Here is a 16,149-nt window from a genome sequence, read left to right on the forward strand (position 1 = left end):
CGGCTCAGTCGGGTCACTGGCACCTCTGACCGGAGTTGATGCAGTTGGCGATCTTGTTCGCCAGGCCGCCGGTCGTGACGCTGATGAAGTCGTCGTGGTCGGTGGCCGCCTTGTGGAGCTGGTCCGGGAAGCCGTCCACCGCGTAGGCGTTCTTCACCTGGCCGTTCTGGACGACCGGCGGGTTGATCTTGTACACGAGGCGCATCGTCAGCTGCGGGATCGCCTTGAAGCCGTTCCCGCAGACGCCGCTCGCCGGGTCGGCGAAGGCCACGTGCGTGCGGTGGTTGGCGCTGTCGATGTTCTGGCCGTCCCAGCAGCTCTGGAAGGCGAACGTGCGGACCACGTCGCTGCCCTGCGGGCAGATCGGGTACTGCGTCGTCAGCTGGACCTTGTTCTCGAAGCCGGTGCAGCTCCAGTGCGCGTTGGCGTTCGCCAGACCGTTGGTGGTGGTCTTGGCGTCACCGGTGATGACGCGCAGGAACTGCGGCATCGCGACGACCTTGCTGCTCGGGTTGCCGACGTACTTGATCTCCGCCTGGACGGGGGTCAGGATCCGGCCGACGTTGCCTTCCTTGCCGCCGCCGTCCGCGTTCTGGTCGAAGTCCTGCGTGCCGTCCTGGATACGGACCACCGGCCAGTAGTACGACGACAGGTCGTTCTTGTTCTGGCAGCTGGTGCCGCCCTGCAGGAACGTCTGGTTGCTCGAGAAGGCGTTGACCTTCTGGTTGCCGACGTAGTCGTGCAGGTGGTGCGCGCCGTTGGCCACGCCGGGCGCCACGATCACGTTGTCGGTGTTGTGGTTCTTGTTCGCGTTCACACCGCAGCGCGTGACGAACTGACCCGTCGAGGCGTTGCCCGTCTTGCGCGGCTTGCCCTGGACGTTCGGCGCGACCTTCGTGATGTCGACGAAGTCGGCCGCCACCGGGCCGTTGCCGGCCTGGCCGCCGTTGCCCTGCTGCTGACCGTTGTTGCCCTGCTGCTGGCCCCCGTTCTGCTGCTGACCGCCGTTCTGCTGCTGGCCACCGTTGTTCTGGCCGGCGGTGGTCTGGTTGGCGGTCAGCGTGGTGCAGGCGGCGAGCTGGGACAGCGACTGGTTGAACGTCCCGCCGACCCGCTGGATGTCGATCCTGATCCGGTCGATCGTCGCGGCCCGCTTCTCCTTGAGGGGGCCGACGATCGCGTTCTGCACGAAGCTCGCGTCGTTCGCCTGGGCCTGGCGCGTGGAGGCGAGCCGGGAGTAGGCCTCGGTGATCTGCTTGTCGAGGTTCGCGAGCTCCGCGGCCACGCCGTTGCGAGCCGCGGCCGGCACGTTCGTCAGCTTCTGGCCGACGTCCGGGCAGGAGAGCGTCGCCACCTGGGCGCCGGCGGCCTTGGTCTGGTTCCCTCCCCACGCCTGGTTGTTCGTCTCGTGGGCCGAGGCGAAGTAGTTGGCCCAGAGCAACCCGCCCCCACCGAGCGCTAGGGCAGCCGAGGCGGCTATGGCCTTGGTGGCCAGCGGCATACGGCGTTTTCTCGTGTTGCGTCCCATGGAACTCCTCTGACTTCCTTTCGGGGCGGAGGCGCCCGACAGGGGTGAAGCGGCGCCATCCCATACGCAGGAGGCCGGTGGGGTGTTCAGAGACGGGAGAAAAACTTGGAAGTTCCTGAGGGCAATTCGGGTACAAGAGGTGCAGAAGCCTCTGTTTCAGCGGGAGTTTAGGCGGGTAGACCTCATCTCTTTGAATTTCGTTCAGCTGATTCAGCGGCCGTGATCCAAATAGGCGAGCACGGCCAGAACCCGCCGATTGTCGTCGTCGGAAACCTCGAGGCCCAGTTTCGCGAAGATGTTGGAGGTGTGTTTCGCGATCGCCCGCTCGGTGACGACCAGCCGGTCGGCGATCGCCGCGTTCGAACGGCCCTGCGCCATCAGCTCCAGCACCTCCAGCTCACGGGGCGTCAGCCGCGCCGACGGCCGGTCGTCCGCCGCACGCCGCATCAGCAGCTGCTGGATCACCTGCGGGTCCATCGCGGTGCCGCCCGCCGCGACCCGTCGTACGGCGTCCACGAACTGCTCCGCGTCGAACACCCGGTCCTTGAGCAGATAGCCCACCCCGCCGGTGCCGTCGGCGAGCAACTCCCGTGCGTACAACTGCTCCACGTGCTGGGACAGCACCAGCACCGGGAGCCCGGGCCGCTCCCGCCGGGCCCGCAGCGCGCACTGCAGCCCCTCGTCGGTGTGCGTCGGCGGCAGGCGTACGTCCACTACGGCGACGTCGGGCGTCAGTTCGGCCAGCGCGCGGGTGAGCTCGGGACCGGACCCGACGGCGGCGGCGATCTCGAAGTCGTGGGCTTCGAGCAGCCGGACCAGTCCGTCGCGCAGCAGGAAGAGGTCTTCCGCTAGGACAACGCGCACGGGATCTCCATGGTGACCACGGTGGGACCGCCCGCGGGGCTGCTGACGGCCAGGACGCCGTCGAACGTACCCAGCCGCCGCTCGACTCCGAAGAGCCCGGAACCCGCGCCGATCACCGCGCCGCCCTTGCCGTTGTCGGTCACCGAGATGCGCAGCATGCCCTCGCCGTGGTGCAGGTCGACCCAGATCCGGTCGGCACCGGAGTGCTTGACCGCGTTGGTGAGGACCTCGCTGACCGCGAAGTAGGCGGCCGACTCGACCGGCGCCTCGGCGCGGCCGTCCAGCTCGGCGTTCACCTCGGTGGCGAGGGACAGCCGCAGCGCCAACGCCCGTAGGGCGTCGCCCAGTCCGCGCTCGGCGAGCACCGGCGGATGGATGCCGCGGACGAGTTCGCGGAGTTCCGCCAGGGCCTCCACGGAGGACCGGCGGGCCTGCGCGACGAGTTCCTTGGCCTTGGCCGGGTTCTTGTCGAGCAGCAACTCGATGGTGCCCAGGTCCATGCCCATCGCCACCAGCCGGCCTGCGCGCCGTCGTGCAGGTCCCGCTCGATCCGGCGCAGTTCGGCCGCGGCGGTGTCCACGGCGTCCCGGCGCGTCTCGGTCAGCACCCGGACCCGCTCGGCCAACTCGCCCTGACTTGCGCCCAGTACGGCCCGGGTGAGCCGGAAGTGGACGGTCAGCAGGCGCGGTGCCAGTGGGACGAGGGCCAGGAGGACGGCGGCCAGAGCGCCGGCGCCGAGCGCGGAGGCCTGGTCGGTGACGTGCACGAAGCCGTACCAGTACCCGCCGTACTCGGACAACGGCCGCCACAGCCCGGCCGCGACCGCGAACCCCTCCAGCGGGTGGAACAGCAGTACCGCCGGCAGCAGCGCGGTGAGGAACCCCGCCGTCATGTCCACCTGCAACCACCGCAGATCCCGCCAGGTCGCCGGGTCGCGGAGCATCGCGTACGTCCGCGTCCAGGGGTTGGCGTCCTCGGGGACCGGCCGGCACGCCGAGGGCATCTTCACTCCGCCCCACTCCGCCGCGAGCACCCGCCGCCAGTCGGCGAACGCCCGCACCCGCGTCAGCACCCACGGTGTGGTGACCAGCCCGACGCCGATCGGGATGAGCGAGAGGGACACGAGGGACAGCGTGTAGCACAGAACCGCGCCCGGAACGATCACCAGGGCCAGCACGAACCCCCGCCCCGCCGCCAGTGCGACGGCCCGGGCCCTCGTGGGAAGAGAGCCGCTCTTCGCGTTGGTGTTCATGGCAGCAGTCTCGCCGGGGAGGGCGGCGAGGTCACGGGGTCGAGCCCCCGTCAGGGGGTGGTGTCAGGTACACCCCCGGACAGGCCCGCGAGCACCCTCGCCTCCACTTCCGGGTCGAGCCCCTTCGGGGTGCGGTCCGGACGCATCGGCGCCGTGCCACCGATGTCCCGCAGCCACGCCCAGGTGTCGGCGACGGTCTCCCCGACGGTACGGCAGCTCAGGCCCGTCGCCAGCGCCCGCGAGACGTCGGCGGAGTGCAGGGAGTCGTGCATGTCGCTGCCCGGCGGCACCCACACCGGCAGCTGCGTCCACGGCTCGATCCCCGCGTCGAGGATCACCTCCGGCCCGGTCCAGCGCAGTTCCGCCGCCGCACCGGTCACGTCCACGCACGCGTCGAGCAGCTCGCCCATGGTGGCGTGCCCCTGCGGGCTGATCATGTTGTACGGCCCGCTGAGCTTCTGCTCCGCCGCCCCGAGGATCCACTCGGCCATGTCGCGCACGTCGACGTACTGCAGGGGCAGCTCCCGCGGCCCCGGCGCCAGGACCGGCCCGCCGCGGGCGATACGGGTCAGCCACCACGGCAGCCGGCCGACGTTCTCGTACGGGCCGAGGATCAGCCCGGCCCGTACGAGCACGGAGCGGTCCGCGCCGAAGGCCGCGACGGCGGCGATCTCGGCGCCCCGCTTGTCGCGCGCGTAGTCGGTCTTGCCGGCGTCCGGCTCGGCGCCCTCGACCAGCGGGGCACTCTCGTCGTACCCGGCCGGCGCGGGCCAGGCGTACACCGAGCAGCTCGACACGTACACGTACCGCCCGGCGCGGCCCCGCAGCAGCCGCGCCGCCTCGTGCACGGCCCGGGGCGCCGCCGACCAGGTGTCGACGACGGCGTCCCACTCGCCTTCCACGAGGGCGGCGAGCCCGTCGGGCGCAGTGCGGTCGCCCTGCAACGACCGCACACCGGCCGGGGGTCGGTGCGTCCCTCGGTTGAAGACGGTCACGTCCCAGCCGCGCCCGAGGGCCGCCTCCACGACGGCCCGTCCCGCGAACTCCGTACCACCCAGAACCAGAAGCCTCATGCCGGTGACTCTGCCCGTTCGGACGGCCGGAGGGAACGGGGATCTGCCGTCAGCAGACGGTCAGCGGCCCGTCGGCGGCACGTACTTGTAGCCCACGCGCCGCACCGTCCGGATGGTCTCGCGATGCTCGGCGCCCAGCTTGCGCCGCAGCCGGGCGATGTGGACGTCGACGGTGCGCCCGTCGCCCACGTGGCCGTAGCCCCACACCGTGGTCACCAGCTGGTCCCGCGTGTGCACGCGGTGCGGGTGCGCCACCAGGTGGGCGAGCAGCTCGAACTCCAGATAGGTCAGGTCGAGCGGCCGCCCGTCCACCTCGGCGGTGCGCCGGCCGGTGTCGACGCGGACGAGCGGGTCCGCGCCCACGGCCTGTTCCGTGTCCGGCTGGTCGGGCACCGCGACGGGCGGGAACGGGGGCTGCTGGTCGGCAGGGACGAGCACCAGGTAGCCGATCATCGGCGGGCGGCCCGGCAGGCTCGGCAGCGCGTGCGGGGGCGCAGGCAGCCAGGTGGCGCCCGGCGGCAGGAAGTCGGCCACGTCGACGGCCTCGTCCCGGTCGACGGCACGCAGCCGGTGCCGTGCGGAGCCGTTCGGCGGGGTGGCGGTGGTGAGGGCGGCGGTGGAGAGAGAACGAGTGGTCGCCATGAGAGGTCAGCTCTTTCGCGCGAGGAGTTCGTCGGGGGACGTACGTCGTGCGCGCTGGCCGAAGGCCGGAAGGACGGCTGTGCCGGGGTGCGGCTGCCGGGTGTACGGCTCTACAGGGCCCGCGCGGTGTTCGCGCGACAACACACCCGGTCGAAGTCGTGGTGCTGACGGGAAGGCCAGAAGGGCTCGAGGTCACGGCGACCCGTCGCGCTGAACTTCTGGAAGCTGGCCATGGCTCTCATTGAAGCAGACACACGCCCGTGACAGGAGCCTCCTCTCACTCTTGGACGCTCTTTTTCCCGGCGTGCCCACGCACCCCCGACGCGCGGAAGGGGCGCCCGCCACGACGGCGGGCGCCCCTTCCGGGAGCTGTGTGGAGCCGATCAGACCTGGCCGGCCTTCTCCAGCGCCGTGCAGCAGGTGTCGACGATGAGGCGGGTCACCAGGTACGGGTCGACGTTGGCGTTCGGGCGGCGGTCCTCGATGTAGCCCTTGCCGTCCTTCTCGACCTGCCACGGGATGCGGACCGAGGCGCCGCGGTTGGAGACGCCGTACGAGTACTCGTTCCACGGGGCGGTCTCGTGCAGGCCGGTGAGGCGGTCCTCGACGCCGACGCCGTAGTTCTTGACGTGGTCGAGCGGCTTGGAGCCCTCACCCAGCGCCTCGCAGGCGGTGATGATGGCGTCGTAGCCCTCGCGCATCGCCTTGGTCGAGAAGTTGGTGTGCGCACCGGCACCGTTCCAGTCGCCCTTGACCGGCTTCGGGTCCAGGGTCGCGGAGATGCCGAAGTCCTCGGCGGTGCGGTACAGCAGCCAGCGGGCCACCCAGAGCTGGTCGGCGACCTCGAGCGGGGAGAGCGGGCCGACCTGGAACTCCCACTGGCCGGGCATGACCTCGGCGTTGATGCCGGAGATGCCGAGGCCCGCCTTCAGACAGTTCTCCAGGTGCGCCTCGACGACCTCACGGCCGAAGATCTCGTCGGCGCCGACACCGCAGTAGTAGCCGCCCTGGGGAGCCGGGAAGCCGCCCTCCGGGAAGCCGAGCGGACGCGAGCCGTCGAAGAAGGTGTACTCCTGCTCGATACCGAAGATCGGCTCCTGGGCGGCGAACTTCTCGGCCACCTCGGCGAGCGCGGCACGGGTGTTGGACGCGTGCGGGGTCATGTCCGTGTCGAGGACCTCGCACAGCACCAGGACGTCGTCGCCGCCGCGGATCGGGTCGGGGCAGGAGAAGACCGGCTTGAGCACGCAGTCCGAGGAGTGGCCCTCGGCCTGGTTGGTGGAGGACCCGTCGAAGCCCCAGATCGGCAGCTCCTCGCCCTTGGCGTCGTCGGCCAGGATCTTGGTCTTGGAGCGGAGCTTGGCGGTCGGCCGGGTGCCGTCGATCCAGATGTACTCAGCCTTGAAGGTCACGGGCCACATCCTTCGGGGGTGGTCTCGACTGCGCGGTCGACAGCGCAGTCGCAGAGGTCGTGCGGGTGCGCGGCGCTGCCGCAACGGGGCGCCGGGTGATGCCCGGCAGCTTGTCAACAGGCGATTTCCTGGCCATTGCTCTGATGTGAACCCCGTGTTACCGGGGGCTCCCGTGCCGGGAGTCACTCGGTGACCGGTCCGTCCCCTTCCGGTGCGTACGCCATCGACCCCCGGCGAGTACGCCGTCAACCCCTGCCGCGTACACCATCGACCCCTGGCGAGCACGCCATCGACCTCGTCGCTGAGCCGAGGCTCAGCACACGTGAGGTCGGCCACCGCCCCCCGTGCGGTGGCCGACCTCAGGGCCGCTCCACCCGGAGCGGCCGCGGCTCCAGGAGGCGACCGTCGGCTTCCCGACCCGGAAACCGGTCACGGGCCCGCGTCCGAGCGCCGCCGCGCCGCGCTCGCCCCGCGTGCCGGTCCTGCTGCTCGTGGTCGCGAACAGCGGGACCGTGCCACGTGACGTGCCGCCTCCTGGAGTTACTGAAGCGCCGGCCTCACCCCACCTTCTCGATCAGGGCGCGGCGGATCAGGAACTTGCCGGGTTCGCGGACCTGTTCGAAGGCGGCGTTGTTGAGGAGGACACAACTGCCGGAGACGGAGGTGACCTTCACCGTCGTGGACTTGTTGTTGTCCAGGTTGGTGACCTTCAGGGTCGTCCCCGCCGGGAACTGGTTGCTGGACGCGGCCGGGGCGCCGCCCTCACCGGAGAGCGTCACCGTGGAGCCCTTGCAGACCTGCTGGCCTGAAGCCGAGGTGCCGGCGCCTCCCGTGTTGTTCGCGGGCGCGGTCGTGGCAGGCGCGGTGGTGGCGGCCTGCGAGGCCTGGGGGTCCTGAGCCGACCCCCCGGCCTGCGCGGCGCCGCCGGACTGCGCCGATCCCGATCCACCCGCCTGGATCGACTCCCCGACCTGGCAGCCGGATGCCTCCTGCTTCCGCTTGATCTCGGCGACCACCGCCTCGCGGTTGGCGATCCGCGCCGCCGACTGGGCGTCCGGGTTGGCCTTCTGCGCGGCGATGAACGACTCGTTGTTGCCGAGCGCGGTGGCCAGGCCCTGACAGACCGTCGAGGTCGACGCGTTCTGCACGTTCGCCGCGTTCGAGGTGGCGGCGAGGGCGAAGGCCCCACTGCCGGCCACGGCGACGGCGGTGACCGCCAGCGCGATCTTCTTCTTGGGACTGAGGGTTCTCCTACGCGACATGCGCGCCTCCTGTCCCCGGCCGCCGTCAGTGGCGACCGGACGCGATAGGTACGCCGCTATGTACGAGATACCGAACGGAGTTACTCAGCGGTTTACAGGAGTCAGCGAAGTAACGTAGGTCACAGGGGAGTGGGCGTCAGCGGGACAGGGCGTCCCGTACGGCCTCCTCCGTGCGCCCGACCACGGCCGTACCGTCGTCGGCGGTGATGATCGGCCGCTGGATGAGCCGCGGGTGCTCGGCGAGCGCACGCACCCAGCGGTCGCGTGACGCGGCGTCCCTCGGCCACTCCTTCATGCCCAGTTCCTTTGCGTCGGCCTCCTGGGTGCGCGTGATGTCCCAGGGTTCGAGGTTCAGCCGGTCGAGGACCTCGCGGATCTCGTCCTCGGTCGGCACGTCCTCCAGGTAGCGGCGCACGGTGTAGTCGGCACCCTCGGCGTCGAGCAGGGTGAGGGCGCTGCGGCACTTCGAGCAGGCCGGGTTGATCCAGATCTCCATGCCTCACACGGTAGCCGACGCACCCCTTCTCACCCATGTCACAACCTGGCTCAAATGCCCTGTGGCCAGGGGCTTTTGTCAGTGGGGGGCAGTAAAATAGGAGCAGTGTTCGAGGGAGGCGCCGGGGTGTCCGGCACCTCCCTGACCGCGACAGGAGGATGCCTGTGCCCGCTGCCGCAACCCAGCCGAAGACGACCCGGTCGACGGCGCGGCGGCCGGTCCCGATGGACCTGCCGTACGCACCGACGGCCAAGCGACCGCTCCCGCCGGGGCGGCCGCGCGAGTGGTACGTCACGCACAACCGGCGCCTGAAGGCGATGCGCCTCGCCATCGCCCTGCTCGACTCCGGCGTGTACGTACCGAACCAGGCGCACAACGAGACGATACGGAGCACGGCGGAGCGGGTCGGGATACGGCCGCCGTCGGACACGACGTGCCACATGGTGCGGGCGCTGATGCGATACAGCCGTTGAGCGTGGCGCCGGGTGCCCTCTTGCTGGTGGGCACCCGGCGTCGGGGGAGCCGTCCCCGGGGGCTCCGCCCCAGAACCCCGGTCGGCCCGAACGGCCTCGTCCTCAATTGCCGGACGGACCGGGTCGGTCGGACAGCTCCTTCTCCAGCGGTGTCCGGAATCGCGGCGTCACCCGGGTGCCGGCCAGCCACGAGCCCAGGCGGGCCGCCTCCAGCTCGATCGCCTCGTACGCCTCCCGGCCCGAGCCCCTCCCCGCCCAGCACACGCCACACGACCTCACCGTCCGCCCGCTGAGCCCACCCCCCGACCACCCGGCCGTCCCACCACACCGTCGGGCCGACATTGGCGCTGCCTACCAGTCACGGTCCTGCCAGCCCATCGCCGTCGGGTCCAGGCCCGGGAGCAGGGCCGCCCACGGTTCGGCGGCCGGCGGCGGCTCCTCGTCGCCCGGCGTCACATACCCCGTCGCCCCGCCGTCCAGCGTCACCGGTACCGCCCCGATCGCCGTCAACGCCCGGCGCACCTCCGTGACCCTCCAGCCGGTCCACCACTTCAGGTCCCCCTCCGTGGCCGGCCCGCAGGCCGCCAGCCAGCGTCGCAGCAGCTCCCGCTGGGCCTCCGCGGGCGGGAGTTCGGGGTGGGGCGGGGCGATGGCCCAACGGAACTGCGACGACGTCCACACACCCAGCGGGCGACCCCGGACGACCCGGCCCTCGACACCGAGGACGCGCATCAGCCGCGACGACACGGTGTGCGGGGCCTCGTAGCTCCTGCCCGCGCCGTAGGTGAACTGCTCCTTCAACCGAGGCTCGTCCCGGGTGAGTTCGCTGACGGTCGCATGACCGGGCCGGGCCAAGCGGCCGGCGCCGACGCCTCGACCTCCGCGAGCCACTGAGCCGTCAGCCGGCCACCGCTTCCGGACACCATGTCCTTGACCAGCGCGGCGCAGGCCTTCGCCGCGTTCACCAGGCCGGTCGACGCGTGCACCACGGCGGCGAGTTCGGCCGGGAACACGAACACGGTGTGCCGCATGCCGTGCACCAGCGTCCGGTCCTCGTACAGCCCCGCTCGACCTCCGCCACGGTCTTGTCCGCGTCCGCGAGGCGCGCCCCGACGGCGAGGTACACCGTGGCCGGATCCGTGCCGTGCAGCGCGACCAGCGACCCGGCGACCTCCTCGGGCGTCACCGCCCGCGACCCGGCACCCAGCCGGTGCCGCACCGCGAGCCGGGCCCGCCGCTCCACCGTCCCGATGTGCCGCCCTCCGCCGCCCATGCCGTCTCCCTCGGATCGAAAAGCAGATGCACTCGCAGTGACCGCTTCCTTACGCTGGACACACATCCGATGGGGTCCCAGATCCCCGGCACCCCATCGAATCCCCCGTGGCACAACCACTCACCCAAGCGAAGGAGGGCGTCATGGGCACCATCATCCTTGCCGGAACCGTCGTCCTCGTCCTCTTCGGATTCGGCAACCACATCTGGTGGCTCGCCGCCATAGCACTGTTCGTCCTGTACGTGCGGTACGGTCGCGGCTCGTCCTCCGCGGGCACCGGAGGGGCCCCGGCCTCGGCAGCCAGCTACCAGGAGTACCGCGCGCGCCGTGACCAGCAGGCCAAGTGGGAGCGCCGCTACCGCCGCGAGCGCCCCTTCGAGGCCCGCCGTCAGGAGGGCGGCAAGTAGGAAGCGCGAGGAGGAGCAGGCGTCACAGGCCGGGCGCGCCCCAGATGGGGAACCACCGGCCGAGGTCCTGCTCGATCCGCAGATCGTTCGCGAGAGCCGCCTTGATCTGCAGTTCCAGCGCGTTGTCGCGCCGCTCGCCCTGCCTGGCGAGCGGCGCGAACGGATAGTAGGTTCCCCGCTTGTACAGATAGACCAGCCCCAGCCGCCGCCCGCTGGTGTCCTGGAAGCCGGCCACCGAGCACAGCAGCTGGGGGCCGAAGCCGTTGACCTCCATCGCGCTGTTCACCGCGTGCAGATCGTTGACCAGGGCGGACAGCTGGTCGGGGGTGCGGCGGGAGACCAGCCACGAGTAGCCGTAGTCGTCCCGTTGCAGCTCGACGGGTGGCCCGGTGCGGTCGGTGTCGGCGTCCAGGAGCGCCTGGACCTCCTGGTTGGCCTGGGTGAAGACGCCACCCTCCACCGTGGCGAAGCAGACCGCGCCGGTCCCTGTCGGGGTGAACCCGGCGGCGGCCTCGAGGGTGATCGCCGCCGACGGCAGGGCGAACAGCTGGTCGAGGTCGGGTGCCACCGGCTTCGTACGGCCGAGCAGGATGTCCAGGAACCCCATCGGCGCTCAGCCCGCCTTTCCCGGCGCTGCCGCCTCGCCGAGTTCCGCGGAGATACGGGCGAGCTGCTCGAGCCGTTGCTCCAGGGTCGGGTGCGTGGAGAACAGACGGGAGATGCCCGGGTCGGAACCGAAGGCGGGGGTGAAGTAGAAGGCGTTGAACGCCTGGGCCGTCCGCAGGTCCTGCGTGGGGATGCGGGCGATGTCCCCGGTGACCTTGGTCAGCGCGGACGCCAGTGCCGAGGGCCGCCCGGTCAGGTGCGCGGCGGCGCGGTCCGCGGCCAGCTCCCGGTACCGGGACAGGGCCCGGATCAGCAGGAAGCTGATCGCGTAGACGAGCGCCGAGATCCCCATGACGGCGCCGAAGACGGCGATGGTGTTCTGGTCCTTGCGGCCCCGCCCGCCGAACAGCTCCGAGTAGAACGCGAACCGGACCATCAGTCCGGCGATCACCCCGAGGAACGACGCCACGGTGATCACGGCGACGTCCTTGTGCGCCACGTGCGACAGCTCGTGCGCGAGCACACCCTCCAGCTCCTCGGGCTCCAGCCGCCTGAGCAGCCCGGTGGTCACGCACAGCACGGCGTGATCGGGGTTGCGGCCGGTCGCGAACGCGTTCGGCATGTCCAGGTCGGAGACGGCGACGAGCGGCTTCGGCATGTCGGCCACGGCGCACAGCCGGTCCACCACACCGTGCAGCTTGGGATACTCCTCGCGCTCCACGATCCGCCCGTGCATGGCGTACAGCGCGATCCGGTCCGAGAACCAGTACTGCGCGCCCAGTGCCGCCGCCGCGATCACGACGACCAGCACCCAGGACTTCAGCAACGCGATCAACGCGGCGACGAACGCCACGTACAGCAATCCGAGCAGAAACAGCGTGACCGTCATCCGGACGGTCAGCCGCCGATCGCTCTGGAACCGGCTCCGCATCGTGCATCACCCCGCAGTACCCCGCAGTAAGGCACTCGTCCCATCCCCATTGTGCGCCCAACCCGACCCATGAACCGGTTCCGAACGGCTCCATGGCAGGCAAAAAGTGCCTCTTGAAATCTCTCCGGGAGGTCCTGGGGGAACGACGGAGCCCCGTCTCCACCCGGGGGCGGGGACGGGGCTCCGTGTCAGTGCTGCGGCAGCGGCCGGCTCACACGTCGAAGTAGTGAGGGGCCGGGTCTCTGACCTGCGGCCGTGTCATCGATCAACGCTGCGACCTGCGACTTAGCTGTCGTGGTTGTCAGCGTTGGTTGTCGTTGAGCACCCCCGCACGGCCCGGAGACGGCCCGAGCGGGGCGCCCGGAGGTTGCCTCTCGATGCGAACTATGGGCGTGACGGTCGCTGAGGTCTGCCGGGCACGTCAGCTGGTCGCCCGAGGCTGGTGGCGGTCGGTCGCGGGCACGGGGGTTGCTGTACTTCGCTGCTGTACCGCAAGTAACTTGGCTGCAGACATCACTCCTGGAAGCGCCATGCCTCGCCGGTCGCCGGCCACCGTAAGAGCAGCATTTCAGCCCCGCCGCCGCCCCTGGCTCGCCAGTCGGAGCGCGACGCCAGCGTTCCACGGGTTGCCGCTCTCTACTCAGCGCAAGATCCGCGACTTCGAGCGTCGGTATGGTCTCGAACCCGGCGCTGTGGCCTATGCGTTCCGAGCGTGGAAGGCCACAGGAAAGCGACGGGGTCCGCGCTGGGGCGATCAGCCGACCTGCTACGAAGAGGCCACCCGGATTGAGTCAGGGAGAAGGCTTATCGAGAGGGCCTGCCTGGCCCTCCCCGGCAAGCACCGTCGAAAGCTGCGCACTCTCCTGCGCCAACCTGACGCCACCCGATACGCCCAGTCGATCCAAGACCCCTTCGCACCCATCGAGTGGCCCTGGTGGCTACGCCGGACAAGTATTTGACCATCCACCGTTAGGGCTCAGTTCTTCTGGAAAGTGGTGCAGCCAGGCTCTCACCTCGGGCCCCTTGAGGCGGCATCCCTCTGGCGTGCGCCGACGTGTTCGTCAGTTGTCATCGTCTGTCAACGCCGGTCCGCGTCGGACGGCCCAGCGACGGCCCCGACTGGGAAGCGACCACCGGCGGATGTCCGCCGCCTGCGCCTTCTGCGCATCTCCACCCAAAGCAGGACACAAGTCAGCAAGGCGCCGGGGATGACCAGGACCAGAAGCGTCCGAACCGCGACCACTCTCTCGTCCTCTTGGCCCGTGTAGGTGCCCAGTGGCGAACCGTAGCTGATCGCGAACGTAAGAGCATCGAACAGCATCATGATGATCACGAATACGCATAGGAGCACCTCGCCGAGCACCCAGAGTGCTCGCCCCGCCATAGCTAGCCCACGCACGCCGACCCCCTGCGTCGCCACTGCGAGATCCGAGCGCTCAGCACGGTACCCGACGCGAACCAAGGGCCTGCCCGAAGGCGGGGCGCATCAGGCGGCAACTCGGTCACATGTTCGATTCAAACACCGGACCCTCACTCCGTCGAGCTGTCACCCGGTCGGACTAGCAGCGGAAGCCAAGGCCGACGACAGTACGCACACTCGTTAGCCTGACGCCTGTTCGAGTGGAGGGCATCATGCGCACACACCGAATCCTCGCCCCGCTGGCGGCCTGCTCCTTCGCCCTCGTCGCGTTCAGCGGCACTGCTGTCGCCGCCACTCCCAACCCCGAACCGTTGCCCCCCAAGGGGTACATCTCCGCCCAAGAGTGCCGTGAAGCCGGCGGCGTCCCCAAGTACGAGACGTACACCTGGTACGGCCTCGACACGTACGTCTGCATCGGAGGCGCCTACGACGAGTACTTGGTCTTGGACTGAGGAACTGCGCCGTTTCTGAGCGCAACCGCCGACAGCCGGACGCTCAGGCGCGGGTGATTTTCCATCGGCCGCCCGGCCCCGCTCCCGTGTCCCATTGCATTGCATCTCATTTCATTCACTAGCCATGGAATGCGATGCAATGCAATGGGACATAGGGACACTGATGGGGTCCGGCCACTAACGGTCTCGGGGGAATTTGAGTTTCAGTCGTGCTGATCTGCCGGCTCGGCTGGTGGGGGATTGGTGAGCGGTGTCGCGGATGAGGACGAGTTCGGGCACGGCATTCGTGCGGCCCTGCTCACGTCACGGACCGACCGGGTGATCATCACGTCCGCCGAGGCCGTAAAGCGATGGACAGCCCTGCGGTGCTGGGGCGAACATCTTCGCGATGAATCACGAACCTCTCTCCATCTCCAAACGCGTCCGTTTCGTCGAGCTCAGCGCGAAGGCTCTGCGGGCGCTTGCCGACGGTGACCTCGCCGGCGGCAGCGCCGAGGCCGGGGTCGCCCTTGACGAATACTTCGTCTGCGACCGGGCCCGCTGGATCTTCGGCTGTCGCGCTGACCAGCTCGCCAAGGACCCGTCTGCCGCGCCCTGGATCACGCGGGCAGCGGTGTCCGAGCCGGACGGGGCCGTTGTCGGCGACGCCGGGTTCCACGGGCCACCGGACGAGGCCGGCATGGTCGAGGTCGGCTACACCGTCGTGCCCGGATATCGCCGCCAGGGCTATGCCCGCGCCATGCTGAGGGCGCTGCTCGTCAGGGCCGCCGCCGAACCCGGTGTCAGGACCGTGCGGGCCAGGATCGGCTCCGACAACACCGCCTCCCTGGCCACCATCGCGGGCTTCGGTTTCACGCGCGTCGGCGAGCAGGGGAACGAGCGCGACGGGCTCGCGATCGTCTTCGAGGTCCCGGCAGACGCGATCCAGGCCAAGCGGCGTACGGCCTCGGCGGACATGGCGGGTGACCCGGTCGGCCCGTGACATGAAAAGGGCCCCACGGGTTGGGTGATTGTGAAGCTGACCTGGGCCCGTGCGGCCTGTTCCCATCCTGCCCTGTCCGGTGTCTCACGCGCGCATTTCGGTGAGTTGTTGGCCGAGCTCGCCAGTGCGTGGGAGGCCGCACGGCAGTCCGCGCTCCGCGAGGCCCGGGGCGGGGAGCGTCGGCGGGCGGAGGGTGCCGGCCGAAAGCCCAAGCTGGTCTTCCTCGATCGGCTGCTGGTCACCCTGGTCCATCTGCGCCATCAGTTGCCGCACGTGGTGCTCGCCGAGCTCTTCGAGGTGGATCGCTCCACCGTCTCCGCGGCCATCCGTCAGGTCCGCCCGCTGCTGGCAGCCCGTGGTTTCGCCGTGCCCGACCGGCCCGGCCTGCGGCTGAAGACGCTGGAGGACGTTTTCGCCTATGCCGAGGCGGAGGGCGTTGAGCTGCGGCTGGATGGGGCTGAGACCCAGGTCCGCCGCCCGCAGGCCGGCCGCCCCGGGCGCCGGGCGTTCGTCTCCGGCAAACGCAAGCAGAACACCATCAAGACCACCACGTTCAGCGACCACCAGGGCCGCCTGCTGCTGTCCGGCCTGGTCCGCCCGGGCCGGATGCACGACCAGACCGCCGTGCGCACCGAGGGCATCGCCGAGCAGTTCCGTACCCATCCCGGCGTGAAGGCGAAGGTCGATTCCGGCTACCTCGGGCTGGCCAAGGAGTTCCCCGGCCAGGTCAGCGCCCCGCCGAAGAAGCCCAGGGACGAGGCGTGCGACGGTGACAAGCACGCCTGGCGGGAAGTGCGGCGGCGCCAGTCCTCGGCGCGGATCTGTGTCGAGCACACCAACGCCGAACTCCGCCAGTGGGCAACCCTGCGGCGATTTACCGGACGCCGCGAGACCTACGCCGAGACCCATCTCGCGATCGCCTCACTCGTCTCCGACCGATCCGCGCATCGAACTCGCCTGCCGCTGATTCGCAACGATCAGTGGAAACCGCCCGGTTTACCCGGTCGTCTTCATCGACTGTGTGAACGTGAAGATCAGGGAGGGGCAGGTCGCCAACCGGCCCGTCTACATGGCCG

Annotated in this window: 14 protein-coding genes and 3 pseudogenes; 5 read left to right on the forward strand and 12 right to left on the reverse strand. The window is 70.1% G+C overall.

Translation table 11 applies throughout. The features are described from left to right. Positions 1-13: 13 nt before the first annotated feature. From AB0N14_RS35590 to AB0N14_RS35630, 9 genes and pseudogenes are all read right to left on the reverse strand, one after another. On the reverse strand, positions 14-1,528 hold the full coding sequence (locus tag AB0N14_RS35590) for a DUF1996 domain-containing protein (RefSeq protein WP_366029836.1): 1,515 nt from the start codon (positions 1,526-1,528) through the stop codon (positions 14-16). A gap of 210 nt (positions 1,529-1,738) precedes the next feature. Continuing rightward, positions 1,739-2,392 carry a response regulator transcription factor gene (locus AB0N14_RS35595; protein WP_366029837.1) on the reverse strand — a complete coding sequence of 218 codons (654 nt, stop codon included), beginning with the start codon at positions 2,390-2,392 and terminating at the stop codon, positions 1,739-1,741. Further along, a pseudogene (locus AB0N14_RS35600) lies at positions 2,377-3,644 on the reverse strand (sensor domain-containing protein). Before AB0N14_RS35600 ends, AB0N14_RS35595 begins: the two are co-directional and overlap by 16 nt. A gap of 50 nt (positions 3,645-3,694) precedes the next feature. Beyond that, on the reverse strand, positions 3,695-4,717 hold the full coding sequence (locus tag AB0N14_RS35605; protein ID WP_366029838.1) for an SDR family oxidoreductase: 1,023 nt from the start codon (positions 4,715-4,717) through the stop codon (positions 3,695-3,697). A gap of 60 nt (positions 4,718-4,777) precedes the next feature. Beyond that, positions 4,778-5,359, reverse strand: a complete 582-nt coding sequence (locus AB0N14_RS35610; protein ID WP_366029839.1) for a winged helix-turn-helix domain-containing protein — start codon at positions 5,357-5,359, stop codon at positions 4,778-4,780. Between the two features lie 110 nt (positions 5,360-5,469). Then, positions 5,470-5,592 (reverse strand): hypothetical protein, encoded by a 123-nt coding sequence (locus AB0N14_RS35615; RefSeq protein WP_366029840.1) that lies wholly within the window; start codon positions 5,590-5,592, stop codon positions 5,470-5,472. Positions 5,593-5,742: 150 nt separating this feature from the next. Next, positions 5,743-6,771, reverse strand: coding sequence for a glutamine synthetase (gene glnII, locus AB0N14_RS35620; protein WP_366029841.1), 1,029 nt, complete (start codon positions 6,769-6,771; stop codon positions 5,743-5,745). Between the two features lie 557 nt (positions 6,772-7,328). Then, positions 7,329-8,033: a hypothetical protein gene (locus AB0N14_RS35625; RefSeq protein WP_366029842.1), complete on the reverse strand. Its 705-nt coding sequence runs from the start codon at positions 8,031-8,033 to the stop codon at positions 7,329-7,331. Between the two features lie 136 nt (positions 8,034-8,169). Then, the gene (locus AB0N14_RS35630) at positions 8,170-8,529 is read right to left on the reverse strand and encodes an arsenate reductase family protein (RefSeq protein ID WP_366029843.1); all 360 of its coding nucleotides are present in this window, start codon (positions 8,527-8,529) and stop codon (positions 8,170-8,172) included. A gap of 164 nt (positions 8,530-8,693) precedes the next feature. Between AB0N14_RS35630 and AB0N14_RS35635 the strand changes: the two genes are divergently transcribed. Next, positions 8,694-9,002 (forward strand): hypothetical protein, encoded by a 309-nt coding sequence (locus tag AB0N14_RS35635; RefSeq protein WP_366029844.1) that lies wholly within the window; start codon positions 8,694-8,696, stop codon positions 9,000-9,002. A gap of 102 nt (positions 9,003-9,104) precedes the next feature. Here AB0N14_RS35635 and AB0N14_RS35640 read toward each other — a convergent pair. Continuing rightward, positions 9,105-10,275: pseudogene (locus tag AB0N14_RS35640) on the reverse strand (winged helix DNA-binding domain-containing protein). Positions 10,276-10,418: 143 nt separating this feature from the next. On the opposite strand from AB0N14_RS35640, the gene AB0N14_RS35645 reads away from it, so the two are divergent. Beyond that, positions 10,419-10,682, forward strand: a complete 264-nt coding sequence (locus AB0N14_RS35645; protein ID WP_366029846.1) for a hypothetical protein — start codon at positions 10,419-10,421, stop codon at positions 10,680-10,682. 22 nt (positions 10,683-10,704) lie between these two features. Here the strand turns inward: AB0N14_RS35645 and AB0N14_RS35650 are convergent, their stop codons facing one another. Both AB0N14_RS35650 and htpX read right to left on the reverse strand, forming a co-directional pair. Next, complete coding sequence (locus AB0N14_RS35650) at positions 10,705-11,289, reverse strand: hypothetical protein (RefSeq protein WP_366029847.1); 585 nt, start codon at positions 11,287-11,289, stop codon at positions 10,705-10,707. Positions 11,290-11,295: 6 nt separating this feature from the next. Next, complete coding sequence (gene htpX, locus AB0N14_RS35655; RefSeq protein ID WP_366029848.1) at positions 11,296-12,219, reverse strand: zinc metalloprotease HtpX; 924 nt, start codon at positions 12,217-12,219, stop codon at positions 11,296-11,298. Between the two features lie 1,632 nt (positions 12,220-13,851). On the opposite strand from htpX, the gene AB0N14_RS35660 reads away from it, so the two are divergent. The 3 genes and pseudogenes from AB0N14_RS35660 to AB0N14_RS35670 form a co-directional block, all read left to right on the forward strand. Continuing rightward, positions 13,852-14,091 (forward strand): hypothetical protein, encoded by a 240-nt coding sequence (locus tag AB0N14_RS35660; protein ID WP_366029849.1) that lies wholly within the window; start codon positions 13,852-13,854, stop codon positions 14,089-14,091. 388 nt (positions 14,092-14,479) lie between these two features. Beyond that, the gene (locus tag AB0N14_RS35665; RefSeq protein ID WP_366029850.1) at positions 14,480-15,073 is read left to right on the forward strand and encodes a GNAT family N-acetyltransferase; all 594 of its coding nucleotides are present in this window, start codon (positions 14,480-14,482) and stop codon (positions 15,071-15,073) included. Between the two features lie 72 nt (positions 15,074-15,145). Beyond that, a pseudogene (locus AB0N14_RS35670) lies at positions 15,146-16,015 on the forward strand (transposase family protein); the annotation flags it as partial. Positions 16,016-16,149 lie beyond the last annotated feature (134 nt).

Source organism: Streptomyces sp. NPDC051104, from assembly GCF_040682835.1.
GTDB lineage: Bacteria > Actinomycetota > Actinomycetes > Streptomycetales > Streptomycetaceae > Streptomyces > Streptomyces cynarae.

What these genes read in the sequence shown, in the direction of transcription:
- AB0N14_RS35645 (WP_366029846.1), top strand. Translation starts at nt 10,419, where the DNA reads ATGGGCACCATCATCCTTGCCGGAACCGTCGTCCTCGTCCTCTTCGGA.
- AB0N14_RS35630 (WP_366029843.1), bottom strand. Translation starts at nt 8,529, where the DNA reads ATGGAGATCTGGATCAACCCGGCCTGCTCGAAGTGCCGCAGCGCCCTC.
- AB0N14_RS35650 (WP_366029847.1), bottom strand. Translation starts at nt 11,289, where the DNA reads ATGGGGTTCCTGGACATCCTGCTCGGCCGTACGAAGCCGGTGGCACCC.
- AB0N14_RS35605 (WP_366029838.1), bottom strand. Translation starts at nt 4,717, where the DNA reads ATGAGGCTTCTGGTTCTGGGTGGTACGGAGTTCGCGGGACGGGCCGTC.
- AB0N14_RS35625 (WP_366029842.1), bottom strand. Translation starts at nt 8,033, where the DNA reads ATGTCGCGTAGGAGAACCCTCAGTCCCAAGAAGAAGATCGCGCTGGCG.
- htpX (WP_366029848.1), bottom strand. Translation starts at nt 12,219, where the DNA reads ATGCGGAGCCGGTTCCAGAGCGATCGGCGGCTGACCGTCCGGATGACG.
- AB0N14_RS35660 (WP_366029849.1), top strand. Translation starts at nt 13,852, where the DNA reads ATGCGCACACACCGAATCCTCGCCCCGCTGGCGGCCTGCTCCTTCGCC.
- AB0N14_RS35590 (WP_366029836.1), bottom strand. Translation starts at nt 1,528, where the DNA reads ATGGGACGCAACACGAGAAAACGCCGTATGCCGCTGGCCACCAAGGCC.
- AB0N14_RS35610 (WP_366029839.1), bottom strand. Translation starts at nt 5,359, where the DNA reads ATGGCGACCACTCGTTCTCTCTCCACCGCCGCCCTCACCACCGCCACC.
- AB0N14_RS35665 (WP_366029850.1), top strand. Translation starts at nt 14,480, where the DNA reads ATGAATCACGAACCTCTCTCCATCTCCAAACGCGTCCGTTTCGTCGAG.
- AB0N14_RS35615 (WP_366029840.1), bottom strand. Translation starts at nt 5,592, where the DNA reads ATGGCCAGCTTCCAGAAGTTCAGCGCGACGGGTCGCCGTGACCTCGAG.